Annotated in this window: 27 protein-coding genes and 1 pseudogene; 5 read left to right on the top strand and 23 right to left on the bottom strand. The window is 65.7% G+C overall.

The features are described 5' to 3' along the window. Positions 1 to 75 precede the first annotated feature (75 nt). Both ACM1PE_RS06590 and ACM1PE_RS06585 read right to left on the bottom strand, forming a co-directional pair. A complete protein-coding gene (locus ACM1PE_RS06590; RefSeq protein ID WP_419342730.1) occupies positions 76 to 1563 on the bottom strand; it encodes a protein adenylyltransferase SelO in 1488 nt (495 codons plus the stop codon). Then, positions 1560 to 1931, bottom strand: coding sequence for a DUF2069 domain-containing protein (locus tag ACM1PE_RS06585; protein ID WP_118933146.1), 372 nt, complete (start codon positions 1929 to 1931; stop codon positions 1560 to 1562). Before ACM1PE_RS06585 ends, ACM1PE_RS06590 begins: the two co-directional genes overlap by 4 nt. Before the next feature lie 17 nt (positions 1932 to 1948). On the opposite strand from ACM1PE_RS06585, the gene ACM1PE_RS06580 reads away from it, so the two are divergent. Together ACM1PE_RS06580 and ACM1PE_RS06575 are read left to right on the top strand one after the other, a co-directional pair. Then, entirely contained in the window at positions 1949 to 3262 is a 1314-nt protein-coding gene (locus ACM1PE_RS06580) for a YihY family inner membrane protein (RefSeq protein ID WP_419342728.1), read from the top strand. A 38-nt stretch (positions 3263 to 3300) separates the two neighbouring features. Next, positions 3301 to 3759 (top strand): CBS domain-containing protein, encoded by a 459-nt coding sequence (locus ACM1PE_RS06575; protein ID WP_054458582.1) that lies wholly within the window; start codon positions 3301 to 3303, stop codon positions 3757 to 3759. A gap of 28 nt (positions 3760 to 3787) precedes the next feature. Here the strand turns inward: ACM1PE_RS06575 and dusA are convergent, their stop codons facing one another. After that, a complete protein-coding gene (gene dusA, locus ACM1PE_RS06570) occupies positions 3788 to 4804 on the bottom strand; it encodes a tRNA dihydrouridine(20/20a) synthase DusA (protein WP_082401337.1) in 1017 nt (338 codons plus the stop codon). A gap of 185 nt (positions 4805 to 4989) precedes the next feature. Between dusA and ACM1PE_RS06565 the strand changes: the two genes are divergently transcribed. After that, entirely contained in the window at positions 4990 to 5958 is a 969-nt protein-coding gene (locus ACM1PE_RS06565; protein WP_419342726.1) for a homoserine kinase, read from the top strand. A 65-nt stretch (positions 5959 to 6023) separates the two neighbouring features. Then, complete coding sequence (locus ACM1PE_RS06560) at positions 6024 to 6827, top strand: BPSS1780 family membrane protein (RefSeq protein WP_059378995.1); 804 nt, start codon at positions 6024 to 6026, stop codon at positions 6825 to 6827. A 6-nt stretch (positions 6828 to 6833) separates the two neighbouring features. On the opposite strand, the pseudogene ACM1PE_RS06555 reads toward ACM1PE_RS06560, so the two are convergent. From ACM1PE_RS06555 to ACM1PE_RS06460, 20 genes and pseudogenes are all read right to left on the bottom strand, one after another. After that, positions 6834 to 6944, bottom strand: a pseudogene (locus tag ACM1PE_RS06555) (DUF192 domain-containing protein); the annotation flags it as partial. 122 nt (positions 6945 to 7066) lie between these two features. After that, positions 7067 to 7939 carry a type II secretion system F family protein gene (locus tag ACM1PE_RS06550; protein WP_118933149.1) on the bottom strand — a complete coding sequence of 291 codons (873 nt, stop codon included), beginning with the start codon at positions 7937 to 7939 and terminating at the stop codon, positions 7067 to 7069. Between the two features lie 14 nt (positions 7940 to 7953). Continuing rightward, the gene (locus tag ACM1PE_RS06545) at positions 7954 to 8799 is read right to left on the bottom strand and encodes a type II secretion system F family protein (protein WP_251876996.1); all 846 of its coding nucleotides are present in this window, start codon (positions 8797 to 8799) and stop codon (positions 7954 to 7956) included. After that, complete coding sequence (locus ACM1PE_RS06540) at positions 8796 to 10490, bottom strand: ATPase, T2SS/T4P/T4SS family (protein WP_419342723.1); 1695 nt, start codon at positions 10488 to 10490, stop codon at positions 8796 to 8798. Before ACM1PE_RS06540 ends, ACM1PE_RS06545 begins: the two co-directional genes overlap by 4 nt. Beyond that, the gene (locus tag ACM1PE_RS06535) at positions 10487 to 11857 is read right to left on the bottom strand and encodes a type II and III secretion system protein family protein (RefSeq protein ID WP_373428988.1); all 1371 of its coding nucleotides are present in this window, start codon (positions 11855 to 11857) and stop codon (positions 10487 to 10489) included. The genes ACM1PE_RS06540 and ACM1PE_RS06535 overlap by 4 nt, the downstream gene beginning before the upstream one ends. After that, positions 11854 to 12708, bottom strand: coding sequence for a Flp pilus assembly protein CpaB (gene cpaB, locus ACM1PE_RS06530; protein WP_059378989.1), 855 nt, complete (start codon positions 12706 to 12708; stop codon positions 11854 to 11856). Before cpaB ends, ACM1PE_RS06535 begins: the two co-directional genes overlap by 4 nt. Continuing rightward, a complete protein-coding gene (locus ACM1PE_RS06525) occupies positions 12705 to 13424 on the bottom strand; it encodes a hypothetical protein (RefSeq protein ID WP_419342721.1) in 720 nt (239 codons plus the stop codon). Before ACM1PE_RS06525 ends, cpaB begins: the two co-directional genes overlap by 4 nt. A gap of 71 nt (positions 13425 to 13495) precedes the next feature. Further along, on the bottom strand, positions 13496 to 14113 hold the full coding sequence (locus ACM1PE_RS06520; RefSeq protein ID WP_280016195.1) for a pilus assembly protein: 618 nt from the start codon (positions 14111 to 14113) through the stop codon (positions 13496 to 13498). Next, on the bottom strand, positions 14110 to 15528 hold the full coding sequence (locus tag ACM1PE_RS06515; RefSeq protein WP_419342719.1) for a pilus assembly protein TadG-related protein: 1419 nt from the start codon (positions 15526 to 15528) through the stop codon (positions 14110 to 14112). Before ACM1PE_RS06515 ends, ACM1PE_RS06520 begins: the two co-directional genes overlap by 4 nt. After that, positions 15525 to 15791, bottom strand: coding sequence for a hypothetical protein (locus tag ACM1PE_RS06510; protein WP_054458606.1), 267 nt, complete (start codon positions 15789 to 15791; stop codon positions 15525 to 15527). The genes ACM1PE_RS06515 and ACM1PE_RS06510 overlap by 4 nt, the downstream gene beginning before the upstream one ends. A 374-nt stretch (positions 15792 to 16165) precedes the next feature. After that, on the bottom strand, positions 16166 to 17014 hold the full coding sequence (locus ACM1PE_RS06505) for a MaoC/PaaZ C-terminal domain-containing protein (RefSeq protein WP_059378984.1): 849 nt from the start codon (positions 17012 to 17014) through the stop codon (positions 16166 to 16168). Positions 17015 to 17065: 51 nt separating this feature from the next. Beyond that, positions 17066 to 17986: an SDR family NAD(P)-dependent oxidoreductase gene (locus ACM1PE_RS06500; protein WP_419342717.1), complete on the bottom strand. Its 921-nt coding sequence runs from the start codon at positions 17984 to 17986 to the stop codon at positions 17066 to 17068. A gap of 62 nt (positions 17987 to 18048) precedes the next feature. Further along, a complete protein-coding gene (locus ACM1PE_RS06495) occupies positions 18049 to 19074 on the bottom strand; it encodes a Bug family tripartite tricarboxylate transporter substrate binding protein (RefSeq protein WP_419342715.1) in 1026 nt (341 codons plus the stop codon). Positions 19075 to 19115: 41 nt separating this feature from the next. Continuing rightward, positions 19116 to 19328 (bottom strand): acetyl-CoA carboxylase biotin carboxyl carrier protein subunit, encoded by a 213-nt coding sequence (locus ACM1PE_RS06490; protein WP_419342713.1) that lies wholly within the window; start codon positions 19326 to 19328, stop codon positions 19116 to 19118. After that, on the bottom strand, positions 19325 to 20692 hold the full coding sequence (locus ACM1PE_RS06485) for an acetyl-CoA carboxylase biotin carboxylase subunit (protein WP_419342711.1): 1368 nt from the start codon (positions 20690 to 20692) through the stop codon (positions 19325 to 19327). The genes ACM1PE_RS06490 and ACM1PE_RS06485 overlap by 4 nt, the downstream gene beginning before the upstream one ends. 10 nt (positions 20693 to 20702) lie before the next feature. Beyond that, positions 20703 to 22247 carry an acyl-CoA carboxylase subunit beta gene (locus ACM1PE_RS06480; protein ID WP_059378980.1) on the bottom strand — a complete coding sequence of 515 codons (1545 nt, stop codon included), beginning with the start codon at positions 22245 to 22247 and terminating at the stop codon, positions 20703 to 20705. Positions 22248 to 22279: 32 nt separating this feature from the next. Then, positions 22280 to 22948: a 3-oxoacid CoA-transferase subunit B gene (locus ACM1PE_RS06475; protein WP_419342710.1), complete on the bottom strand. Its 669-nt coding sequence runs from the start codon at positions 22946 to 22948 to the stop codon at positions 22280 to 22282. Further along, entirely contained in the window at positions 22935 to 23624 is a 690-nt protein-coding gene (locus tag ACM1PE_RS06470; protein WP_059378978.1) for a 3-oxoacid CoA-transferase subunit A, read from the bottom strand. Before ACM1PE_RS06470 ends, ACM1PE_RS06475 begins: the two co-directional genes overlap by 14 nt. A 59-nt stretch (positions 23625 to 23683) precedes the next feature. Further along, positions 23684 to 24856, bottom strand: coding sequence for a thiolase (locus tag ACM1PE_RS06465; RefSeq protein ID WP_059378977.1), 1173 nt, complete (start codon positions 24854 to 24856; stop codon positions 23684 to 23686). After that, the gene (locus tag ACM1PE_RS06460) at positions 24853 to 25254 is read right to left on the bottom strand and encodes a Zn-ribbon domain-containing OB-fold protein (RefSeq protein WP_419342707.1); all 402 of its coding nucleotides are present in this window, start codon (positions 25252 to 25254) and stop codon (positions 24853 to 24855) included. The genes ACM1PE_RS06465 and ACM1PE_RS06460 overlap by 4 nt, the downstream gene beginning before the upstream one ends. A 155-nt stretch (positions 25255 to 25409) precedes the next feature. Between ACM1PE_RS06460 and ACM1PE_RS06455 the strand changes: the two genes are divergently transcribed. After that, positions 25410 to 26342 carry a LysR family transcriptional regulator gene (locus tag ACM1PE_RS06455; RefSeq protein WP_059378974.1) on the top strand — a complete coding sequence of 311 codons (933 nt, stop codon included), beginning with the start codon at positions 25410 to 25412 and terminating at the stop codon, positions 26340 to 26342. Positions 26343 to 26347 lie beyond the last annotated feature (5 nt).

Genomic DNA, 26347 nt, shown 5'->3' with positions numbered 1-26347 from the left:
CAAACGGTTATTTTCCCGTAAATCGCAGGAAAATCGCTTTCGCAAATGTCCCAGTTGTACGGCTGGCGGCCGGTTTCAAGACGAACAGCTGACCTCCAGACTGCCCGCCCAATCCGGCGGTAAACCCGCATACCGCTCATATCCCCGCTGGGCCTCGTAGGGGTTGCGCAACAGCTTCATCAAGTTATCGATCTCGCTGGCGTCGCCCGTCTTGGCCGCCCGGATCGCCTCTTCCGCCAGGTGATTGCGCAGCACGTAGAGCGGATTCACGCGATTCATGCCGGCGGTTACATTCTGCATCAACCTGCCGTCCTGTGCGTGCCGCGCCATCAGGCGATCCAGCCAGGCTCCTGCCGCGGGCCGGTCGATGAACAGGTCTTCGAACGCGCTGCGCTGGCCGGACAAGGCATCGGCAAGGCGACGCCAGGTCAACGTGAAGTCAGCCTGATTGGCGTCCATCAGCTTGAGCAGGTCGTCCAGCAGCGGTTCATCGGCCGGCGTCCAGGCGGCCAGCCCCAGCTTGGCGCCCATGCGGTCATGGAAGGCGCGCGTGAAGACCGTCTCGAATTCATCCAGGACGGCCCGCAGGCCTTCCACATCCTGCACCAGCGTGTGCAGGCTGCCGCCCAGGCGATAAAGGTTCCAGAGAGCGACGGACGGCTGGCGGTTCCAGGAATAGCGCCCTTCCGAGTCCGAGTGATTACAGATATGGCCCAGCCGGAAACCGTCTATGAAACCGTAGGGACCATAATCCAACGTCAGTCCCAGTATGGACATATTGTCGGTATTCATCACGCCATGGCAGAAGCCCACCGCCTGCCAGTCCGCCATCAGCAGCGCCGTGCGCCGGGTGACGGCACGCAGCAGGTTGATATAGGGCAGCGCCTCGTTCGAGGACTCGCCCGTTCCGGCTTCCCTGCATTCCGGGTAATAACGGTCTATGACGTAGTCCGCCAGCGTCTTCAGCATATCGGGCTGGCGCCGCGAGGACCAATGCTCGAAAGAGCCGAAGCGCACGAAACTGGGTGACATGCGCGTCACGATGGCAGCTGTTTCCACCGTTTCCCGCATGACCGGGTCGTCGGAAACCACCAGCGCCAGCGCCCGCGTCGTGGGCACGCCCAGCCCGTGCATGGCCTCGCTGGCAAGGTACTCGCGCACCGACGAACGCAACACCGCGCGGCCATCGCCCATGCGCGAATACGGCGTCATGCCCGAACCCTTGAGCTGCAACTCCCAACTGCCCCGCGGCCCCTCGACCTCGCCCAACAGATGGGCGCGGCCATCGCCCAACTGGCCGGCCCAGACGCCGAACTGATGGCCGCTGTAGACCGCCGCCAGGGTGTCGCCGCCCGGCAGCGGCTGGGCCCCGGAAAACACGCTCAGGAACTCGGGCGTGGACAGGAGCGACGGGTCCAGGCCGATCAGTTCCGCCGCCTCCGCGTTACCGTGCAGCAGGCGCGGATTGTTCAAGGCCTGGGGCGCAAGCCGGGTATAAAAGGCCGCAGGCAAGGCGGCAAACGAGTTGACGACGCGCAGGTCGGACAGCGTACGGGCGCTCATGCGCGTTGCCTCCTGGCAGCCCGCTTGGCGGGCCGCACGTAGAAAATGGCGCTAAAAAAGAAAATGGCCGACAGCAGGATCTCTCCCCAAGCCATCAATACGGACAGCGGAGCCGGATCCGACATGGCCCGCACCGCCCCCTCCATCAGGTAGAGCAGCGACAGCATCGACGCCCACTGGTAGGTATAGAGATTGCCGCGCAGGATGCCGCGCAGCGGAAACGCCAGCGGCAGGGCCTTGAGCAGCATCCAGGAACCGCCCGGCCGCAACGGCGCCACCACGGTCTCCCAGGTGACGCAAAGCACGATCAGGGCGAACAGCGAAACCGAGGCCAACAGGCGCAAGCGGGGGTTGAGTTCAGGGTTCATGCTGCTATTATCGCCTGATGAATCGCCCTGCCGAGCCTGCCGCCACGACGCCGGCGGCCCCCGAGCACTCGACCTCGCGCTCTTCATGGATCGCGAGGGCCGGACGTGTTGTGCGCTTCAGCGCCGAACGCGCCAGCGAAGAGAAACTGCTGCAAGTCGCGTCCAGCCTCACCTTCACGACCGTCCTGGCCATCGTGCCGATGCTGGCCGTGGTTCTGTCGCTGTTCACCGCCTTCCCGGTATTCCAGGAATTCCGCGTCGCGCTCGAGGATTTCCTGACCAACAGCCTGATGCCGCCGTCCGTGTCGGACAACATCATGGACTACCTGAACCAGTTCGCGCGCCAGGCTTCGCGCCTGACCGCCATCGGCGGCGCGTTCCTGCTGATCACCTCGCTGTTGCTGATCATGACGATCGACAAGGCGTTCAACGACATCTGGCACGTGACGCGCCAACGTCCGCTGCGGCAGCGCGCGCTGGTGTACTGGGCCATCATCACGCTAGGACCGGTCGTGGCCGGCGCCAGTCTTTGGGCGACCTCGTTCGTGGCTCGCGAATCGCTGGGGCTGGTCCGGGACGTGCCCGAAGCCGTCAGCGTCGCGGTGTCGTTCATCCCGCTGGTGTTGACCGCGCTCGGTTTTGCCGCGCTGTTCGTCATGGTCCCGAACCGCGAGGTGCTCTGGCGCGATGCCCTGGTCGGGGGCTGCGTGACCGCGATCGTGCTGGAAATCATGAAGTCGGCTTTCGCCTACTACCTGACCCGCTTCCCCACCTACACCATTATTTACGGCGCATTCGCCACCCTGCCCATCTTCCTGCTCTGGATCTACCTGTCATGGTTGGCCGTGCTGCTGGGAGCGATCCTGGCGTCGAGCGCACCGCTGATCCGCCTGGGCCGCTGGGAAATCAACCGCTATCCCGGCGCTCCCTTCGTGGACGCCGTGGATGCGCTGCGCACGCTGCGCCAGGCGCAGACGGCCAATCCGCCAGGCCTGCCCGCCAATCTGCTGGCCGCGCAATTGCGCCTGCACCAGGACGAACTGAACGAAGTCCTGGAAACACTGGCTGAAATGGGCTTGGCGACGCGCAGTCCCGAAGGCCTCTGGGTTCTGACCTGCGACGCCCGCAAAACCTCGATGGAACCCGTGGTGGACCGTTTTCTGCTGGACCGCGGCCAGCCCCGGGTCCGCAATGACCCGGAAATATTGCGAGTCGCATCGGCCGTGATTTCCCAGCAAAATGCGCCCACGCTGGAAGAAGTCTGCGGAGAAGCGCAAAATACCGAAAATGGAATCGCTCCCGTGCTGCAGCTGGAAGCGAAAAAAAATTAGCAAATAGGATCAGGGCGCAGTCCGCCCAGGAGGAACCGATGTTGAAGGTCAGCGAGATTTTGCGCGTCAAGGGCGATACGCTCTATACGGCGTCGCCCGACATGCCTGTGTCCCAGGCCGTGCAAACAATGAGCGAGCAGGACATAGGCTCTCTGGTGATCATGGAATTCGGGACGCTGACCGGCATGCTCACGTTCCGCGAGATCATCCGCCACATGCATGCGCATGGCGGCGCCGGCGACACCACCATCCGCTCCATCATGGACGATGCCCCGGTCAGCGTGTCCCCCAACACCAGCGCCGACGAAGTGCAGCGCCTGATGCTCGAAAAGCACGCGCGCTACATCCCGGTCATGGATGGCCCCACCTTGATGGGCGTCATTTCGTTCTACGACATGGCCCAGGCCATCGTCGCGGCCCAGCAGTTCGAAAACAACATGCTGAAGGCCTATATCCGCGACTGGCCCACGGAAAGCGCCGAACCGGCCAAGTCCTGAGCCCGCGGCCAGCGCTGCTGGCCCCCAGTCAAACCCCAGCCGGCGCCGCTTCGATCGCGGCGCCGCGCATATCCGGCGCATGCCGCTGGCTGCGCCAGGCGTCATAGATCAGTTCAGGGTTGTTCGCGGCCAGCAACGCCGGATCGGACAACATGCGACGCCAACGGCGCGCACCGGACTGGCCGTTCACCAGCCCCAGCATGGGCCGCGTCATCACCCGCAGGGGCACGCCCCGCGCGACCTGCCGCGTTGCGTATCCCATCATCGCGTCCACCACCTGCGCATCACTGGGCAACCGCAGCGACGGCCATAGCTGCAGAGACACCTCGGACAGCACCCGCGGCGTGTGCCAGGCAGCCCGGCCCAGCATGACACCATCGAAGTCGCCCGCGGCGCGCACGGACTGCTCGGCGTCGGCCAGACCGCCGTTGAGCACGAACGTGCAATCCGGAAAGTCGCGCTTCAATTGGCGCACCACGTCATAGCGCAGAGGCGGAATCTCGCGGTTGTCCTTGGGCGTCAGACCCTTCAGTACCGCATTGCGGGCATGGGCGATGAACACCCGGCAGCCGGTGTCGTAGATCTTGCCGACGAAATCACGGACAAACGCGTAGGACTCGTCATAATCCAGGCCAAGCCGGTGTTTGACGGTGACCGGGATATCCACGGCGTCCTGCATGGCCTTCATGCAATCGGCCACCAGGGCCGGTTCCGCCATCAGGCAGGCGCCGAACGCGCCCTTCTGCACCCGTTCCGACGGGCAACCGCAATTCAGGTTGATCTCGTCGTAACCCCATTTTTTGCCCAGCCTGGCCGAATGCGCGAGCGCGTCGGGTTCGCTGCCGCCCAATTGCAGGGCCACGGGATGCTCGGCCTCGTCAAAGTCCAGGTGCCGCTCGACATTGCCGTGCAGCAACGCGCCGGTGGTAATCATTTCCGTGTACAAGCGTGCGCGCGGCGCCAGCAGCCGGTGGAAATAACGGCAATGGCGGTCGGTCACATCGATCATCGGGGCGACGCACAGCCGCCAGTCGGGGGAGTCCAAGAATCACTCTACAAAACAAGGGGATGCGGTATTTTACGGTGCTTGGCGGCTTTGTGTCTGGCAGGCGGCTGCGTCCGCTCCGCCGGATGGCGGACGGACTGATCCGCCATGTGGTCTAAAATTGCGCCGCCGCAGCCGAAACAGGCTTGCACGCGCGCCCGTCAACCCCTAAATCCCGCACATCAATGGCCGTATTCACCCCTGTCTCCGACGACGACGCTCGCGCCCTACTGGCGCATTTCGATCTGGGCGAGTTTGTCTCGCTTCGGGGGATTACGGCGGGTATCGAGAATACCAACTACTTCCTGTACACGACCCGCGGCGAGTATGTGCTGACGCTGTTCGAGGTGCTGACGCAGGCCCAACTGCCGTTCTACATCGAACTGATGTACCACCTGGCCGAGCGCGGCATTCCCGTGCCCCGGCCCCAGACGCTGCGCGACGGCACCCGCCTGACCACCCTGCACGGCAAGCCCTGCGCCATTGTTTCGCGCCTGCCGGGCGGCTACGAACCCGCGCCCGGCGCCGCCCATTGCGCCCTGGCCGGCGCCACGCTGGCCCGCGCCCACCTGGCCGGACGCGACTTTCCGCTGCACCAGCCCAACCTGCGCGGACTGTCCTGGTGGCTGGAAACGGCCCCCAAGGTCATGCCCTTCCTGGAACCGGCGCAGGCTCAGCTGCTGTCGTCAGAGCTGGCCGACCAGCAAGCCGCAGCCGCGACGCCGGCCTGGCAGGCCTTGCAGACCGGTCCGGCCCACTGCGACCTGTTCCGGGACAACGTCCTGTTCGCCGGCACCTTCGAGGATCCGCTCATGGGCGGCATCATCGACTTCTACTTCGCCGGCTGCGACACCTGGCTGTTCGACGTGGCGGTAAGCGTCAACGACTGGTGCATCGACCGCGACACCGGCGAATTCGTGCCCGAACTGGTCGAGTCCTGGCTGACGGCCTATGCGGCCGTGCGCCCGTTCACCGATGCGGAACGCGAGGCCTGGCCGCTGATGCTGCGCGCCGCCGCGCTGCGCTTCTGGATATCGCGCCTGTACGACTTTTTCCTGCCGCGGCCGGCTCAGACCCTCAAACCGCACGACCCCCGGCATTTCGAAAGAGTGTTGCAAGCGCGCCACCGCCCGGGCCTGCCAATATTGCCGTAACCGTTGCTCCCCCCATAATGGGGCTAGCACGTCCCTTTTTGAGAGATCACCCCCTTTAAATAGCCATGCAAGCAGCATTCCTCCCCGCGACATCCGGCTGGCAATGGGTCCGAGACGGTTTCCGTCTGTTCCGCAAGCAACCACTGGCCATGTTCACCTGGGCCATGGCCATCAGCCTCCTGGTCATCTTCGCCACGGCGACGCCGCCGGTCGGCCCCATATTGGTGGTGGCGCTGATGCCCATCATCACGCTGATGACGCTATCGGCGTGCAAGCACGTCGAAGCCGACCGCATCATGCTGCCCTCGATGTGGGCCAAGCCGCTCAAGCAGCCCGGCGTGTTCCGGAAACTGTTCCTGATGGGGTTGCTGTACGCAGCGCTCTGCATTGCGACCGGCCTGATCATCTTCCTGCCGTTCACGGACGCGATGGTCGAAGGCATGCGCATTGCCTCCGTGGAAAAGTCCATGGAACCCATCCTGTCTGCCATGGCCGTTCCGCTGACCTTGTTCGCGATCGTGTACGTCATAATCGCCGCACTGTTCTGGCACGCTCCCGTCCTGGTCGCCTGGCATGGGCTGCGGCTGATCCAGGCCCTGTTCTTCTCCGGCATCGCCTGCTGGCGCAACAAACTGCCTTTCCTGGTCTACGGCGCCACCTGGATCCTGGTGTTTCTTTTCATTGACCTCTGCGCCGGCCTCCTGGTCGCCATCGGTCTGTCACCCCAGCTTGCCGGCACGCTGCAGATTCCGTTCAATATCGCCGCGGGTGGCGTGCTGTACTGCAGCTTCTATCCTGCCTATACCTCCGTGTTCGGTATCGAGAACGCCAGCGCGCATCTCGACGACGGCAACGGCGCCCAGGCATGACGCCACGCGGCAGGGCGCCAGCGCCCTGCGCACCGCAAGCACCCTTCCCTGCCGCGATATGAATGCCACGTCGATGGCATAGCGCATGCCAAAGGTATGCACCGCGGCGCAAGGCATCAACAAGATGCCGGACCGCGGCCCAGGCGGCTTGCGTCCCAGCAGGCCCCGCGCGCGGCCGTAGCAGCTGGCGACTTTGAGCAGCCTGAGTCCGCTGCGCGGCGCCGGCGGCTGGCCGCCAGTCATTGCACGCTCTGCAGCAATTGCACCATCACCGGAAAGGCCAGCACGATGAACGTGCAGGGGAAGATGCAGCCGATCAGCGGCAGCAGCATCTTTACCGGAGCCTGCATCGCCAGCTGTTCCGCCCGCACGTGGCGATCGCTGCGGGCTTGCGCCGCCTGTGCGCGCAACACTGGCCCCAGGCTTATCCCAAGTGCTTCGGCCTGCGCCAGGGCGGCCGCCCAATTGCGCGCAAGCGGGCTATTGCTGCGTTCCGCCAAGGCCTTGATCGCCGCGGTCCTGGAGACTCCCGCACGCATCTCCGCCAATGCGTCGGCCAGGGCATCCCGCAGTATGCCCTCCGGCCCGCTCTGGGCTGCCATCTGCAATGCCCCGTGCACGCTCAGCCCCGCCTCCACGCACAAAGTCATCATGTCGAACACGAAAGGCAAGTCGCGTTCGATGCTGCGCCGCCGATTGCGGCCCAGACTGCGCAGCCAAAGCCCGGGCGCGGCGCCTGCCGCCAGCGCGGACGCTACCATCCAAGGAATCCACTCCCAGGATGGCGATTGCGCCAGAAGGATGGCTGCCGCCGCCGTCACCCCTCCGGCAGCCGCGGCCGCACTCCAGCACAGCGCCGCGACATGCGCGTAGCTGATGCCGGCGGGCAATGCCGCCCGCTCGATGGCGCGAGTCAGCCGTATGCGCCAACGCCAGGAACATAAAGGCCCCGCCACGGGCGCCACCGCCGAAATCCAGGGCCAGGCCGCTCGCCACCACCAAGGCAAGGCAGACGAAGCGCCCTCGCTATCCAACGACAACGGCTTCAAAACCACCCACGCCAGCCATCCCGCGGCCAGCGCGGCCGTCAACAGGCTCAAGTACAGCCACATCGCATCTGCTCCCGTCAGATATCGATCCGGACAATGCGCCGGATCAGCAGCATGCCCGCGGTCTCCAGTACCGCCACGATGGCCAACACGCCCCAACCCACGGGCGTATGCCACAGCAAGCCCATGATTTCCGGCTCCAGGCGGTCGAGCACGGCAAGCAGCAGCAAAGGCAAAGCCCCCACGATCCAGGCCTGCATGCGTCCTTGCGAGGTCAGCGCCTGCAGCTTCGCCTGCAACTGCAGGCGGGCGCGCAAGGTCTGCGCGATACTCTCCAGCGCCTCCGCCAGGTTGCCGCCCGTCTGCGCCGCAATGCGCATGGCCGCTACGACGAGCGCGGTCGAATCGGCCGGCATGCGGCCACGCAGGTTCTCAAGCGCGCTGTCCCATGGCACTCCCATGCGCTGTTCACGCAACATCAGGCCCAACTCCTGAGCCAAGGGCGCGCTGCTCTGCTCGACGACATGGCGCAGGCCTGTGGTCAATGCCACCCCCGCGCGCAAGGCAGAGGCGAGCATCAACAGCGCCATCGGCAGTTGTTGCTCGAACCGCCGGGCACGCCGGCGCCGCAACGCATTCACCAGCGTCCGAGGCAGGTGCGAAGCAAGCGCCGCAGCGACGGTGGCGACAAAGCCGCTGCCCGTCGCGGCGAAGGCCAGTGCCGCCGCCATCGCCGCGCAAGCCACCGCGCCTGCCCACAATTGGGCTGGGTCTATGAACAAAAACACCTCGCTCAGACGCAGGCCCGCCTCCTGCGTGTAGACCTCGCGGTAGCGGCGCAGCGCCGGCGCAAACCAGTGTTGAGCACGCCACGCCAGTAGCAGCACGCATACCATGGCGGCCCCCGCAGATAGCCAGATCATGCCGTTCCTTGCGCAAAGACAGCGGTCCCCGGCGCCGCCTGCTCGGTGTTGGAGAACCAGGCGGGATCGAAGGCCTCCTCGACCTGCGTCCATTCGCGCATGAAGCCGGGCAAGGCCCCGCAGCCGGTGAAGCCGCGCACGCGGTCGTAGCGGAACAGATCCTGGAGCTGTATGCGTCCGCTTTCCATGCCCGTGATCTCCGCTATCGACGTCACGACGCGGCGCCCGTCGCCCAGCCTCGCCTGCTGCACCACGATGTCCACGCTGGCTGCGATATGTTCGCGCACCGCAACCAGAGGCAGATCGAGTCCCGCCATCAGAATCATCGATTCCAGGCGCCCCAGCGCGTCGCGCGGCGAGTTGGCATGCAGCGTCGTCAGGGAGCCTTCGTGCCCGGTGTTCATGGCGGTCAACATGTCGAATGCCTCCGCCCCGCGGCACTCGCCCACGACGATCCGGTCTGGCCGCATGCGCAATGCGTTGCGCACGAGCTCGCGAATGTCGATGCGTCCGCGCCCCTCCTGGTTGGCCGGACGCGCCTCCAGCGCCACCAGATGATCGTGGTTCAGGCGCAGCTCCGCCGCATCCTCGATGGTCACCACGCGCTCACCGTCGGGAATCTCGTTGGACAGGATGTTGAGCAACGTCGTCTTTCCCGCCCCGGTGCCTCCGGATACCACCAGATTCCTGCGCATCCTCACGCAGAGCGCCAGGAATTGCGCCATGGCGCCGCTCAGCGAACCCGCAGAGATCAGATCGGACATTCCGGGGCGCCGCTGCGGAAACTTGCGTATGGTCAGGCTGGCGCCCCTGAGAGCGACCGGCGGAATGATGGCGTGCACCCGGGACCCGTCAGCCAGGCGCGCATCCACCATGGGAGAACTTTCGTCGATGCGTCGTCCCAGGGGCGTGACGATGCGCTCGATGACCCAGCGCAGCGATTGCTCGCTGGTAAAGGTCGCCTGATGGCGCGACAAGCGGCCGGCACGTTCGACATAGATCTCGTCGTGGCGGTTGACCATGATCTCTGTGATGTCGGCAGCGGCGAGCAAGGGCTCCAGCGGCCCCAGGCCGACCGCTTCGTCGAGCACCTCGCGGCAAAGCGCGGCCCGGTCCGCCCCGGGCGGCAAGTCGGTGTCCGTGGCGACGATGTGCGTCAACAGCCGTTCGGCCTCGGCGCGCAGCATGCTGTCGCTCATGCCCGCCACGTCAAGGCGGCGCAGATCCAGCGCCGCCAGCAGCGCCGCATGCAGGCGCCGGCGCTCCTGCAGCGGATTTGGCAGCGGCAGAACCGGCATTGGCGTCGAGGCCGCGGGCAACATCGGCGATTCCTGCACGGCAGCCGTGTCGCGAGCCGCGCCGCCAGCCGCCGCACCGCCCGATCCCCCGGCGCGCTCCGGGACGTCCGCCAACGACATCCGCAGCCGGCAGGGCCCGATCAGTATTTCGTCGTCGGGCAACACCGGCGCGTGGCGCACGATCCGCGTCCCGTTCACCAGGGTTCCGCCCAACGTGCCCAGGTCTTCGAGCACGATCCCGACCGCTTCGCGCGACAGGCGGGCGTGCTGGCGCCCCACCCTCCAGTTCACGATGCGCACGCCGCAATGCGCGCCCCTTCCGATCAACACGGGAGCAGCCACCGTGGATCTGTGCACGGAGGCGTCCTCGAACAACATTTCCACGTCGATCATGGCCGAGTCTCCGAAGAAAAAATCGGCGCGCCGTCTTGCGGCGAGCCCCATTGCGAACCGGCGCCGGCGTGGGCATCCCACCCTGCCGCGGCAGGCACGGCGGTGCCCAGGCGAGGCGGCACGGGAAAAGCCGCTTCAAGTACGCCACGTCCTCGCCGCACCCGGTCTGCCATGGCGGGCTCGGCCTGCGTAATGAGTTTGGGCGTCACGAATATGGCGAGTTCGGTTTCCCGCAATTGATAGCGCCGGGACGAAAACAAGGCTCCCAGGACCGGGATGTCTTTCAGCCATGGCAGACCGTCGCTGGTCTCGTCCCGCTCGCGCGACAGGAAGCCACCGATGACCAGGGTATCGCCGGAGCGCACGTTGAACTCGGTGGATGCGCGGCGCGTACGCAACGCCGGTCCGCCCGGCACGCTCAGCGCGTTGTCCACCGAACTCGCTTCTACCTCGATCAAGGATCGGATGACCCCGTTGCGGTCGATGCGAGGGGTGATCCTGAGCATGACGCCATAGGGCTTGAACATCGTGGTCGAGTTGCCGCGCGTGTCGGTCGACGCGTAGGGAACCTCTCCACCGGCCAGGAAGGTGGCGCTGGCCCCGCTGCGCGCAAGCAGTTGAGGTTGAGCCAGCATGACGGCCTCCCCGCTTTGCGCCAACATCGCTATCCGGGACGACAGCAGCGCATTGACGCCGAAATAGCCAGCCGCCGAAGAGACCGGACCCACTGTTTCTATGATCCCTTCGCCCGGACGGTTCATCCGCCCCCGCGACCCCGCATCCCAGGCCAGGCCGGCGTTGATGCCGCCTTGGGACAGCCCGTCCCAGCGCACGCCCAGATCCCTCAGCCTTGAGGTGGGGATTTCCACGACCTGCACATCCAGCTGCACCATGCGATCCCAGCCCACTTGCCCGGTAAAGTCCAGTACGGCGGGATAGCGGTCCGCCAGGGCCGTGATGCGCAATCGGTCATCGTCGGACAGGTCGTCGCCTTCGATCAGGATGCGGCCGCCCACCTCGGTACTGCGCGCGCCGGGAATGCGGGCAAGCAAGGCCTCGACCTCCGCGCGCAGACGCGGCGCTCCGGCCGGCACGACCCTCAGTTCATAGGCCTTGGCGCGCCCGCCATTCGCCCAGACGTGCAAGGACGAAACACCCTCGGCACGGGCAAAGACCACGACCTCGCGCCCTTCGGCCTCGATGGCGCCGATTACCTGGCCATTGCCTATCGCCACGCGCTTGACCCCGGGGTGCGACAGAATCCGCGTTTCACCCACCTGAAGTTCGATTGCCTCATCCTCCGCGCGCACTGCGGGACTGGCCAGCCAGAGCACGCAGGCAAGCATCCTGACGACGACGCGTCTCATGGCCGCTCCCGTTGAAGTCGAGCCGCGACTGCACTTTCCACATCCATTGCTCCTGCGCCTGCCGAGGGGTCCAGCCTGTCTCCGTACAGGATGGCCACACCCGGCGCATTCCGGGGTTCCTGGTCCAGTCCGACCAGCGAAGCAAGGTCGCCCTGCGCTGCACCGCTGACCACTGCGGCATCGTCGCGATGGCGCAACATCGCTGTCAGCGCCCCGCTCTGCCGCGCCGCCACGAATCGCATGGCCTCATCCGGCGTTGCGGCCAAGGTGATATTGCCGCCCTTGCTTTCACCTTCGGCGTCGCCCCCCACCATCAGCACACGCATGCCTTGCAAGAGAGGCACCGTCAGCTCCCGCTGCCGATGCGAAAAACTCACGTAGATATCGATGGCATCGCCCACGCGCAATACATCCGCCAAGCCGCCCAGGTCCGTCGCCGCCACCGTCAGCGCGCGTTGCCCGCTGCGCAAGCGGGACGCCAAGGCAGGGGCCGGAGGACTGAACGTCAAGTGTCCCCGCAGCAAGGGCTCGCCATTGGCGACATCGGCGAGCAAGGTGGCGCCAAGCAGGCTGGAAAGATCCAGGGGATCGATGCTGGCCCGGGACACCCAAGGCTGCGGAATCTCGCGCACGGCCAGGTGCACCTCTTCGAGTTGCGTGCCAGCGGGCAGGTCGTACGCCGCGACCAGCCGGCTGACCATCGGCGTGCGCGCCTCCGCCTCCAGCGCCTGGACCCGCTGCTGCACGTGTTCCCGCACCGCCCACGCGGATACCAGACCCGCGATCAGCGCAATGGCATACACGCCCATACGGCGCAGGCGCGGCACGACCTGGGTGATCCAGTTCGTCATGGCGCTCTTCCGCTGACCAGAAGCCCGCTGCCGCCGTCCAACGGCACCAGCGACAGCCGCATGCGCGAGCCAGAGCGGACCCACCAATGCGCCGAATCCTCGGAGATGGGCAGGCGACGCCAGCCGTTCTGAAGCAGACGTTCCTCCAGCTGCGCAGCCAACTGTCCCGGGGGCTGCGCGTATTGCCAGATTCGCTCGGAAACGCGCACGCCCTCCTCCGTCAAAGCAACGTCCAATCTGAGACGCCCCCCGGCGGGCAGCCAGGCAGGGGTAGCGCTGTCAGGCGCAGCCAGCAGGCTGACCGCTGAAATGCTGCCGGCTGTCCGACGCGAGCCCAGGCCTTCAAGGTGGACGACCCATTGCTCCTGCCCCACCTGCCCTGAGAGGATGGCCTGGCCGGAAAACACGTTGAGATTGGCCAAGGCCGGCTGCTGGGCGGACAGATAGCGGATCAGCTCCGGCGTGCTGAGCGGCGCATCGAATACCAACACGCGCGCCGGGATTCCATGCAGCCAGATGCTCTCCGCCAACAATCCGCGACGCGAACCTGCCGGAAGACGCAATGCCTCCAGCGCAGCAACGCCTGGCCGGTTTCTGCCGCCGCCCCCGAACTCCCCGCCGCCCGTCGCAAGATCCTGAGCTGCCGCGACATTGCGCCCCCCTACCGCCGCGACAGCCAGGGCGCCGGCCATCAATAGGCGCAGCGTCTTTGCCATGGCCAAGTTTCGCCGGCCGTCGTCCCTCGGCAGGGCCGAACCGGCAAGAGACGCAGACCAGCGCAGTCCGATCATTTGCCCGCTCCCTTGCGGCTGACAAGCCGCTCCCCGGGCACCACATCCGCCCATTCGGACAACCAGTCCAGCGACAGGCCGGGCCTGCGCCAGGGTCCGTCCAGGCGATCGACAACAGGCTTCAAGCGTCGGGCCTCGGCCAGGGAGGCTCGTTCCGCCCTGTTCCAGGATGTAGGCGCCCGGCCGATCCTGCGCTGCGTGTCGGTATCGCCGTGCGCATAGCCGGCGCCGCTTGCCACATGCGTGCGGCGGGCGATGCGCAACCAGGCCGCGCTATCCCGATCGAAGCGCGCAGCGCTTGCCGTTACCGACAGCAGTTTCAGATCCGCGCCGAACCATTCGTCCTGCAAGGCCTTGACCTGTGCCGGCGCGATACCCGATAACGCGCTGGCCCTGCCCGAGAGCGCCATGCCGCCGGGTACGGACGAATTCCGCACGGGTTGTCCCAAGGCGCCGGCCATCGCGGTCTTGCGGCTGGCCTGCGCCATTTCCTGCGCCGTGAACTGCAATCCGCCAATCCAGGACGCTGCCCAAAGCAGCAGGGCCAGCAGCGGCAGCATCAGCAACGCTTCGACCAGAGCCTGCCCTTGCTGGCGCGCGGGAATCCGGTTCATGGCACCCGCCTTGCCTGCGCGGCCTCTGCGGCGCTGACGGCGGACAAGCGCGCCTGCCAGTAAGGGCGGAAAAGCGTGGCAAGTTCATCACGGCCATCGGCCCGCCGTTCCGGCCGCGCAAAGTAGGTTTCCGCCGCAGAAGTGACGGTGACGGCGTCTTCCGGTCCCAGCGCGCCATAGCGGAACGCCCCCAAGGGCGTGCGGACTGCGCTGTCGCCATTCGTGGTTTTCAAGGATGAACCGGCAAGCCCGACGGCCACCGCGAAACGCAGGGGACTGCTGCTGCGTGGCAAGGCGATGTCGCGATAAGCTGGCAGACCCCGCCCCGGCCAGCGCTGAACGGCTGCCATGGCGTACGAGTTGGCCAACGGATTGGTGACGTCGTCGAGCAGATCCCATCTGGCCAACAGCTCCACCCAGCGCCAGAAATCCTGCTCGGAAAAATCGAACGGCGGCTCTTCCACATATGTCAAGCCTTCGGGCGCCTTGATCTTCTGGCCTTGCGCCGTGCCCCAGCCCATGGCGTATTCGCGGAAGTAGCAGCCTCTCCAGCGATTGAAACGCAGCGCATGGAAGGACTGGGTATCGAGAGCGCCCCACCGTCCATCCGGCCCCAACCAGGTGGAACCCCGGCGCCGCAACTCGTGGCGATACAAAGGGCATAGCGGATGCACCATCCACGGATTGCGGCGCGTGGCGCTGCGGCGGTCGAGAAAGCCATAGCGTGCCGCCGCCTGCTCGACGGCCGGCCGCAAACCCGCCTCGCGTGTGGCCAGACGACGCCCCACGAACCCAGGCCATTCATCGGTCAACAGCCGCAGGCTTGCGCCCCGGACATGCGCAACATCGACGCCGGGCGACGGCGCATCGTCCGACAGATTGGCAAACAGCACCTTCTTCATGATGCGCTCACGCGAAGCCGCCAAACCTGCGACAGCGGACGCCGCGGCAGCCTCCAGGACCTGGTGAACCACCCTGTCATGCTCGCCAAACGCGGACGCGAGTCTCTGCTCGGCCTCGGGCACGGCCCGCACCGTTTGGTAGGCTGCCCCCACATCGGGGCCGAACAACATGGCGATCAGGCCTGCGGGCGGATTGCGCCGATCGCGCTGCGACTGCATGGTGCGGGCATACTGCGCCGATGCAGCCAGCGTGACCAGATGCGCCATGGCGACCTGATGCGCGATCTGTGTGCGGTTGATATAGGCCAGGGCGTTGAGCGCGCGCGCTTGCTCCAGCGCCCCGCTGTAGGCGGCCGCGTCCGCGGCATGCGTCAGCCGCTGCCGCGCTCCCACGGTTTGCCCCAAGTTGTACAGCACGACCAGGGACATGCCTCCCACCGCGGCCATCAACAGGCCCAGGACCAGCGCCTGGCCGCGCTGGTGGGCAAGCGGTGCGCAAGAACGCGTGTTCACTTCGCATCCGTGGCATTGCCGGTGAAGGATTTGAGTGAACGGGCCTTGGTCTGCGCCGCCGCCTTTTGCGCCGCCTGTTGTGCCGCGCGGCTCTGCGCACCGCCGTCTTCGCCGGCCAGTTCACGCGCCATGGCGGCGGTCTGCGATCGCACCACCTGGCCGAAGTACTGATACACCGCGATGGCCGCCACCGCGACCAAAGCCACGACCACCACGTATTCCGTCATACCCTGTCCCGACTGACGCTTGCGCAACCCTGACATATCCGTTCTCCGGCACTGTGAAGACAGGCTTCAGTGTCGGCGTCCGCCCCCGGCGTCGCTATTCGCGGATGCCGAGGCGGATAAAGTGATCACGGGTTCGTTGACAGTTCACGGACAGCAGCGGCCGGCGCAGGCTGGCCACCGCGCAAAACGACATGAATCTTGTAACCCTTTAATATTCAAGGGTTTTCCCTATTGCCCGACCTATGGCTCAGCAGTAGATTTGAGTTGCCGGGCTGTCTGACACCCATCGCGTGCGAAGCCGGGCAGGAGCGCCTCAGACTCACCTTGAGCTGGGGCGCTCTTCCATTTTGCGGCGCGCAAATGCTCGTCCCTCAGGGCAACAGTTCCGACGCGCCCCGCCCTACAAGGCGCTAGGCGACCCGCAACACCCCATTGTCGATAACGATTGCGTCGCGCTCGACGACCTTCGCCCGGAAGGAGCCGTCCCCCCAGACGTCTATGCTCAGCGTCTCGCCGGGGTACATCGGCCCGGAAAATCGCAGCGACACGGAACGCACCGCCCCATTGCCCGCAGGCTGCAGCTGCTTGGCGACGGTGTGCGACACCAGGCCAAACGTGCACAGGCCGTGCAGTATGGGGCGGGGAAAGCCGGCTGCCTGGGCGACCTGCGGATCGCAGTGCAGCGGGTTGTAGTCGCCGTTGAGGCGATACACCAGCGCCTGCTCGGGCCGGGTGCGCGCCTGCACGGTCCAGTCCGGCGGCCCGTCGGGCATGGCGTGCGCTGGGCGCGCCAGCCTGCCGGCATTCGCCATGCCGCCATCGCCCCTGAGCACGTGGGTGGCGGAAGTCCGCGCGATGAGCAGTCCCGTACCGGTATCCGTCAAGGTTTTCTCGGAATACAGCAACAGGCCCTTCTCGCCCTTGTCGACAACCTCCACCACGCGGGTCTTGCCTGTCAGTTCGCCGGCGGCGGGTATGGGATGGAACAGTTCCATTCCCTGCTCGCCGTGCAGCAAGCGCACCGTATCGGCCCCGATATCGGGCGCATCCAGCCAGAAACCCGGATAGCCAAGCACCACGGCCATGTAGGGCAGCACGAGCGGATCGTGCCGCCTGCCCACATAGGCCAGGTCGGACTCATTCACGGGATCCTGCCCCAGGCCCACCGATAGCGCGTACAGCATGACATCCCGCTCGGTGTAGCGCTGCCTGATTTCCGGCAGTTCATAGTTCAACAGTTGTTCATGGCTCAAGCGCATGACGTTCTTCTCCTTGGTCCCGAAAACACATCCATGACCATGACGTCCGGGTCAGATCGGATCCCAGCTCATCACGTCGGGCGAGCGCTCCAGCGGATAGAAGTGCTTCTGCATCGCCGGAATGGCGACCTCGGCAATGCGCTGCGGCGTCCAGCCCTCGCTGAAGTGCACGGAACGCATGGGACGTGGTTGGCTCATCAACATGATCTCGTTGGCACGCACCGCGAATATCTGACCGCTGACCTCTCGCGCGGCATCGCTGAGCAAGTACACGGCCATCGGCGCAATCTTGCCGGCTTCCATCTTCTTGAGTTTTTCCACGCGGTCCCGCTGCTGCGGCGTATCGGTGGGGATGGAACTGGTCATGCGGCTCCAGGCTGACGGGGCGATGCAGTTGGAGCGCACGCCATAGCGGCCCATGTCCAGCGCAATCATCTTGGACAAGGCCACGATGCCCAGCTTGGCCGCTCCGTAGTTGGCCTGGCCGTAGTTGCCGATCAGCCCCGACGTCGAGGTCATGTGCACCATCGTGCCGCTCTCCTGTTCGCGGAAGTGCGTGGCCGCCGCCCTGCTGACGAAGAATGTGCCATCCAGATGCACCGCAATGACGGCCCGCCATTCTTCCTCGCTCATCTTGTGAAAGGAGCGGTCGCGCAGGTTGCCCGCGTTGTTGACCACGCCATCGATGCGTCCGAAGTGATCCATGGCGCACTGGATGATGGCGTTGGCGGACGCGTGCGTCGCGACCGAATCGAAGTTGGCGACGGCCGTCCCGCCCGCGCCGCGGATCTCGGCGACGACTGCGTCCGCGGGCGCCACCGCGGCCGACAGGTCATCGCCATTGAGCGCAACCCCGATATCGTTGACCACGACCTTGGCGCCCTCGGCCGCCAGTTGCAAAGCGATCTCGCGGCCGATGCCGCCTCCGGCTCCGGTCACCACCGCCACCTTGCCTTCCATCATGCGTTCCATGCCCATGTCTCCTCAAAACGGGCCCGCCGGCTGTCTGCGGCAGGCCCAATGCTGTCGATTACCTACTCGGTCGTTACGTTGGCGCGGCGCACCACCTCGGCCCACTTCCTGCCTTCGCTGCCGATAAAGGCGGCGAACTCCGCGGGCGTATCGGGATTGGGCATCGCTCCCTGGTCGCGGATCTGCTTCTGCATGTCGGGTGTCTGGATGATGGCGACCACCTGCTTGTTGATCTCCGACACGACGTCGTCCGGCGTCTTCGCGGGCGCCCACAGGCCGAACCACGACACGACCTCGTAGCCGGGCACGCCCGCCTCCGCCACGGTGGGCACATCGGGTAGCTGGTCACTACGCTGAGCCGAGGTCACTGCCAGCACCTTCAGCCGGCCCGCCTTGATGTGCGGTAGCGCCGAAGGCAGGTTGTCGAAAATCATGGAGATCTGGCCGCCCAGCAGATCCGTCACTGCCGGCGTGCTGCCCTTGTAGGGCACGTGCACCATGTCGACGCCGGTCATCATCTTGAACGTCTCGCCTGACATGTGCAGCGTGCTTCCGTGTCCGGAAGAGCCAAAGGTGAGCTTGCCCGGGTGGGCGCGGCCGTAGGCGATCAGCTCCTTCACGGTGTCGTACGGCGCATTCTTGGGCACCACCAGGGCGTTCGGCACCATGGCGGTACGCGTGATCGGCGCGAAGTCCTTGATCGCGTCGTAGGGCATGGATTTGTAGAGACTGGGGTTGATGGCGTGCGTGCCTATCGTGCCCATCACCAGCGTGTAGCCGTCCGGCGCCGCGCGCGCCACCTGCGCGGTGCCGATGTTGCCGCCCGCGCCGGGCTTGTTCTCGACCACCACGGAAACGCCCCAGCGTTCGCTCAGGCGCTGGCCTATCACGCGCGCCAGGATATCGGTCGTGCCGCCCGCCGAGAACGGCACGTTTATCGTCACCGGCTTGTTGGGAAAGCCCTGCGCCGTCTGCGCGCCCGCCGCGCCAGCGCCCAGCAGGGCCGCCAGTCCCAGCAATGCCAGGAACTTCAGGGGACGCTTGCGCGCAGAAGCTCCGGACGCGTCTTTTTTGATTGTCTTGAACATAGTCTCCTCGCTCTTTTATCCAGGTTCAGAGGCGGTCCGCCTCAATCCAGCACAGCAAGATCCTGCCCTTCCTCCACTTCATCGCCAACCGCCACCAGAATCTTGGCGATACGGCCTGCTGCCTCGCTTTCCACGGGAATCTCCATCTTCATGGACTCGACCTTGAAGGCCTCGTCGCCCGTCTGAATCCGTGCGCCCTCTTCCACGCAACACGCGACCACACGGCCCGCGACGTTGGAAACGATATTTTTCATGCCAGCTCCTTTACCGACTCTGTTGAAATCACTGCCTGCAAGCCGTCGACGGTCATCGTGCCGGCCTGGAACCGCTCCGACGCGAGCACCTGAAGCATCATCGGAATGTTGGTCTTGATGCCCTCTACCCGCATGCTGCCCAGTGCACCGCTCAACTCCCGGATCGCGGCAGCGCGATCGCCTGCATGCGCGATGACCTTCGCCACCATGGGGTCGTAGTGACTGGAAACCCGGTTGCCCTGCGCGTAGCCTGTTTCTATCCGTAGGCCTGGGCGGGAGGGCGGTAACTCGAACGTTTTCAGGACGCCGGGCGAAGGCAGGAAACGCACGGGATCCTCGGCATACACGCGCGCCTCGATCGCATGCCCCGCCACGGCCGGTTGCCTGCCGATCACCGACGACAGCTTTTCGCCCGCAGCCAGGCGGATCTGCGCCTGCACGATGTCCACGCCGGTGACCGCTTCCGAGATGGCGTGCTCGACCTGCAGGCGCGTGTTGACCTCGAGGAACGAAAAGCCACTGTCCGGCGTGTACAGCATCTCCACCGTGCCTATGACGTCGTAGCCGATTTCTCCCAGGATGGCCGCCAGCCGCTCGGCCATGCCGGCGACCGCCTGGCGGTCGATGGCCGGCGCCGGCGCCTCCTCGATCACCTTCTGGTATCTGCGCTGGGTGGAGCAGTCCCGTTCGAACAGGGACAGGACATTGCCAAACCTGTCCGCCAGGAACTGGAATTCGATATGCCGCGGCGATGGCACGAATCGCTCCATGTACAGGGCGGGATTGGCGAACGCCTTTTCCGCCATGCCGCTGGCCCGTTCCCAGCTGTCGGACAGCGACTGAGGATCGTGGACGGGGATCATGCCTATGCCCCCGCCGCCGCCCGCAGGCTTGATCAGCACCGGATACCCGAGCGCGCCGGCGGCCTGGCGTACCGCGACCAGGTCATCGCGAGGCAGGATGCCGGTGCTGCCGCCTGCCTGCAAGCCGTGCCGTTGCATCAACTCGCGCGCGCTCGCCTTGTTGCCCAGTACATCGATCCACCTGGACGAAGGTCCGATGAAGCAATGCCCCGCCGCTTCCACCCGGCGCGCGAACTGCGCGTTCTCGGACAGGAATCCGTAGCCGGGATGCAGCGCGTCGGCGCCACAACCCGCCATGACCTCGAGCAGCAGGTCCTGGTTGAGATAACTGGCCCGCGCAGGCGCAGGCCCGATGCAGTAGCTTTCATCGGCTTGGCGCACGTATGGCAGGTCAGCATCGGCCTCGGAGTACACCGCCACGGATTGCAGGCCCAGCGCCTTCACGGCGCGCAGAATGCGCGCGGCGGCGGTGCCCCGGTTGGCAATCAGGATCTTCTTCATCTGTATCCCCTCAGGGCCGGTATCCGGTGGCCACCATGCCGGGCTGGCGCAGCGGCGCGGCCAGATTGGCGAACTCGACCAAGCGCGCGCGCGTGCAGGCCGGATCGATGATGTCCTCGATGACGAAGGCTTCCGCGCTGCGGAACGGGGACGTCAGGGCCCGCACTCTTTCCTCGATCTCCGCGCGCTTGGCTTCTGGGTCGGCGGCCGCCTCGATCTCGGACCGGTACGCCACCTCCAGGCCGCCCTCGATCGGCAGCGAACCCCATTGCGCCGATGGCCACGCATAGCGGAAGTTGAAGCGGCTGGAATTCTGATGGCCGCCCGCGGCCACGCCGAAAGCGCGCCGCATGATCAGCGAGAACCAAGGCACCGTCGACTGCGAGACCGCCGTCAGCGCTCTCACGCCGGCGCGCATCACGCCGTCCTTCTCGGCTTCCAGGCCGATCTGGAAACCCGCGATGTCCACCAGGTTCACCACCGGCAGGTGAAAGGTCTCGGCCAGGTCGAGCAGGCGAGTGAATTTCTCGGCGGTATGCCGGTCCCAGCCGCCTCCATAGTGATAAGGATTACTGGCGGCGAACAGCACCGGCCAGCCATCCACCCGAGCCAGCCCGCCCACGATGGCCTTGCCCCAATGCCGGCCGATTTCGAACACGCTGCCGGGATCGAACAAGGTTTCCAGTATGGGCCGGATCTTGTAAACCTTGCGCGTGTCCTTCGGAATGGCCGTGCGCAGCCATTCCTGCTCCGCCGCCGCGGCCGGAACCTCGCCCCTGGGCGCAAGATCGTGCACGGAGGCGGGCATGTACGACAGGAAGCGCCGCGCGGCCGCGAAAGCCTCGTCCTCGGAACCCACCTCGTCGTCGACCACGCCATTACGGGTGTGGATGGCGCTTCCGCCGAGTTCGTTCTTGCCCAGATGCTGGCCGATCTTGGCCACCACCGGGGGACCCGCGATGAACAGCTGCGACGTGTCCTTCACCATGACGGAATAGTGGCTGCCCGCCACGCGCGCAGCCCCTTGGCCCGCCACCGACCCAAGAGCCAGCGACACCACCGGGACCTGAGCCAGGTTGCGCGCCACATAGGCCCAGATCTTCATTTTCGGCAGCAGCGCATGCCCCATCTTCTCGATGTTCTTGACCGACCCGCCGCCGCCCGTGCCGTCGATCAGGCGCACCAGCGGAATGCGCAGGTCGAACGCCATCTGCTCGGCGAATATCATCTTGTCGCCCACGGCGCCGTCGTTCGCGCCGCCGCGCACGGTGAAGTCGTCGCCAACGACCACGACGTTTTTGCGGTCCAGCGCCGCGCGCCCCATGATCACGTTCGAGGGCATCACATGGACCAGGCGGCCCTGCGCGTCATACTCGCCGCTGCCGGCCAATCCGCCGACCTCGACGAACGAGCCGCCGTCGACCAGCCGTTCGATCCGTTGGCGGATGTCCAGCTTGCCCGCGTCATGCTGACGCTTCACCTTGTCCACGCCCCCCATGCTCAGGGAAAACTCCTTGCGGCGTGCCAGCTCGTCCAACTCCTGCGTCCAGCTCATTACTTCCTCCCATGACGGCGCCAGCCTGAGGCTCAGGGCGCCAGTTCGATCCACGCCTCGTCTAGCGTCAAGTCCACCGCGGTCCGTGCCTGCAACTCCGCGAAATCCAGGCCCCGCACCATCGCCCGCACCCGTAGGCCACCTGGCGTGATGTCCAGAATTGCCAGATCGCTGTAGATGCGATCGACCACGGCCTTGCCGGTAAGGGGGTAGGTGCATACGGGCACGATCTTCGGCCGGCCGTCGCGGTCCATGTGCTGCATCATCACGAAGATGCGCTTGGCGCCCGCCACCAGGTCCATGGCCCCGCCGACCGCCGGAATCGAGTCTTCGCGCCCCGTGTCCCAGTTGGCCAGGTCGCCGTCGGCCGATACCTGGAAGGCGCCCAGCACGGTGAGATCGATATGGCCGCCGCGCATCATCGAAAAGGACACTACGTGATCGGTGATCGACGCCCCGATATCCAGCGCGACGGGCTCCTTGCTGGCATTGAGCAGATCCCTGTCGATCTCGGCGCCTGGCGGCAGGCCTTTCATGCCCAGGATGCCGTTTTCGCTGTGCAGCACTACGCCGCGCTCGGGCTTCAAGTGATCCGCCACCGACGTCGGCATGCCTATGCCCAGGTTGACGTACGAGGCGGGTGGAATATCGTCGGCGACGATCTGCGCCATGCGCGCGCGGGACAGCCTATTGATGCTCATTGGGACACTCGACGATGCGTTGAACGAAGATTCCAGGCGTCATGACCTGCTCCGGCGCCAGCGCTCCCAGCGGCACCACCTGGTCGACCTGGGCCACGGTGAGCCTTGCGGCCATGCACATCACAGGTCCGAAATTACGGCTGGCGTAGCGGTAGGTCAGATTGCCCGCGCAGTCGCCGTACTGGGCCTTCACGAAAGCCACATCGCCAGGCAGCGGCTCTTCCAGCACATAGCCCCGGCCATTGATGGAGCGCGTTTCCTTGCCTTGCGCCAGCCGCGTTCCATAGGCGGTGGGCGTGAAGAAAGGTCCCATGCCCGCGCCGGCGGCGCGCAGGCGTTCGGCCAAGGTGCCTTGCGGCACCACCTCCAGTTCGATCCTGCCCGCCGCATACCATTCGCCGAACGCGGCGGCATTGGGCTTCTCGGGATTCGAGGAACGGGCGAAGGAGCAGATCACCCTGCGCACCCGGCCCGCGCGGATCAACTGGCTCAAACCCTGCTCGCCATTACCCGCGTTGTTGTTGACGATGGTCAGTTCGCGCGCGCCGGTCTCCAGCAGCGCCTGCAGCAGTTCCGTCGGCACGCCGGATGCGCCGAATCCGCCAATCAATAGCGTGGCGCCATCCGCCACGCCGGCCACGGCCTCCTCCAGGGAAGGCACGATCTTGTTCAACATTGCTCACCCCATGACGGCAGACGCGCTCACGGCGCCTCCACCGCAGACTTATCGGACGGTCAGAGCGCAGGCAACGCGCTCAGGATCGCGGTGGACTGACTGGACAAGGTGCCGCCATTGCCATGCACCAGGGCCAGGTTCGGATCCTTCAACTGGCGCTCGCCGCACTCGCCGCGCAACTGCCTGACGGCCTCCACCATGAGAAACACGCCGTACATGCCCGGATGCACGCAGGACAGGCCGCCGCCGTTGGTATTGACCGCCAGCCGCCCGCCGGGCGCGATCCCACCGTCGTCCACGAACGCGCCGCCCTCGCCCTTCTGGCAGAAGCCCAGGTCTTCCAGGAACAGGATGGTGTTGATGGTGAAGGCGTCGTACAGCATGGCCAGGTCCATATCCTTCGCGGACACGCCGGCCATCTCGTAGCAGCGCTTGCCCGATTCAAACGCCGCCGTCACCGTCAGGTCATGCATGGACGAAACCTGCCGGTTCCACACCGCGGTCGCGTTGCCCATCACGTACACCGGCTTCCTGGCGCAATCGCGGGCCCGGTCCGAGCGGGTCAGCACGAAGGCGCCGGCGCCATCGCTGACCATGCAGCAGTCGCGCACCGTAAAGGGCGCGCAGACCGGGCGAGCCGCCTCCACGTCCGCCAGCGATAGCGGCTCGCGCATGGTGGCTTCGGGGTTCAACTGCGCCCATTTCCGCGCAGCGACCGCGACCTCCGACAGCTGCTTGCGCGTGGTGCCGTACTGGTGCATGTGGCGGCTCGCGGCCAACGCATAGGCCGCCACCGGCAGGGGCGGGTCATAGGGTGTTTCGTAAGGCTGAGGGTCGAGGGATTTCCGCGCGCGGGTCAGATCGGCGCGGTTGAACTTGGCGGTGCGCTGGGTGCTGCCGTAGCAGACGAGGACCGCGTTGCACTGCCCGGACGCCAGCGCGTGCATGGCGGGCAGCAGATGCGCCACGTAGCTGGAGCCGCCTATCATGGTGCTGTCCAGGAAGGTCGGCCGTATGCCGAGATACTCGACCACAGACATCGCCCACATGGGCGACAGGGAACTGCAGGTCGTGATGCCGTCTATGTCCTTGAGGCTCAGGCCGGCGTCCGCAATCGCAGCCATGGCGGCCTGCGCCAGCACTTCCTGCTCGGTATAACCGCGGGCCTGGCCCAGTCCGGCCTGCCCGACGCCGACCACGGCGGTCTTGCCTCTCAAATCGCGCAGCGTCATGCATCTGCTCCCGTAGGCACGAAGACCACTTTCGCCGCCTCGCCGTCCCCGACGATTCTGGCGCTGACGCGCATGCCGATCCGCACATGCCCTGGCGCGATCTCCGCGACACGGCTCATCATCCGCACGCCTTCCTGCAGATCAACGAGGCAGACGTTGTAGTCGCCGCCCTGCTCCGTGTTGCGATACACGGTGGTGCTGGCGTACACCACGCCCTCCCCCGTGGGACTGAACCAATCCAATGCCGCACCGCCGCAATGGGGACATACGCAGCGGGGATAGAACACCGCCTGGCTGCAATCGGCGCAGCGTTGGATCTGAAACCGGCCAGCCCCCAGGCCCTCCAGATAAATCTGCTCGGGTCCGCCCACCGCCTGCGCACTGCTCTGGATCTCCACCCTTGCCTCCTGTCGTGTCGTCTTTTTCAACCTGCCAACATTGCGGCTCAGTGTAGGGACAGGAACGCGGCAGATAAACGGACCCTAGGGCAAATCACTTTTAACTTTGCGCGCGAGAATGGCTAAGATGGCGTGCACCCATCAGCCCGACAGCCATGTACATCCTGATAGACCATCTCAAGCATGTTCTGAATTTCGTACGCGTCGCGGACAGCGGCAGCTTTACGGCCGCGGCGCACCGGCTCGACATTTCAACCGCGGCGGTAAGCAAGAGCGTTTCGCTGCTTGAAGCCAAGTTGGGCGTGAAGCTGCTCAACCGCACCACGCGAAACCTGTCGCTGACCGACGATGGCGAGTTGCTGCTGCAGCGCTGCCGCCACATCCTGCTGGAAGTGGAAGCCGCCGAGGCCGAAGTGACGGGAGCCAGCGTGAGCCCGCGCGGCAAGCTGCGCGTGCATGCGCCGGTCGGCTTGGGCAGAAAGGTCATCATGCCCGCGCTGCTGTCGCTGACCGCGCGCTATCCGGAGCTATCGATCAACGCCGATTTCAGCGACCGCATGCCCAATCTGGCCGAAGAAGGATTGGACGCCACCATACGCATCGGCGTTACGGCCGATTCGCGCGTGATCGCCAAGACCTTGTCCCGGCTGCGCTACGTCACCTGCGCCAGCCCCGCCTATCTGGCCACGCATGGCGCACCGGCCACGCCCGACGAGCTGGAACGGCACAATTGCCTGGCCTACGTCCAATGGCAGACCGGCCGATATCACGAATGGGATTTCCAGAAAGGTGATGAGCGCTACACGATCACGCCCGGCGGCAATCTGAACGTGAACCATCCGGAAGCCATCCTGGACGCCGTGGTGGCAGGCGCCGGCATTGCCCGCATGGCCAGCTTCATCGCGGAGTCCGCCGTGCTGGACGGACGCCTGAAACTGGTGCTGACCGATTGGATGGCGCCCGGCGCACCGGTCCAGCTGGTCTATCTGCCGAACCGGCACCTGTCGCCGCGCATCCGCGCTTTTGTAGATGCGATGGTGGAAGCCCTGCCGCCCCAATTACCTTGGGAGCAAGCCATGGGCTTATGAGGCGC

This window comes from Achromobacter sp. PD1 (assembly GCF_048541815.1).
Taxonomy (GTDB): Bacteria; Pseudomonadota; Gammaproteobacteria; order Burkholderiales; family Burkholderiaceae_B; genus Achromobacter; species Achromobacter bronchisepticus_A.
This window is presented reverse-complemented; position numbering and strand designations above follow the sequence as displayed.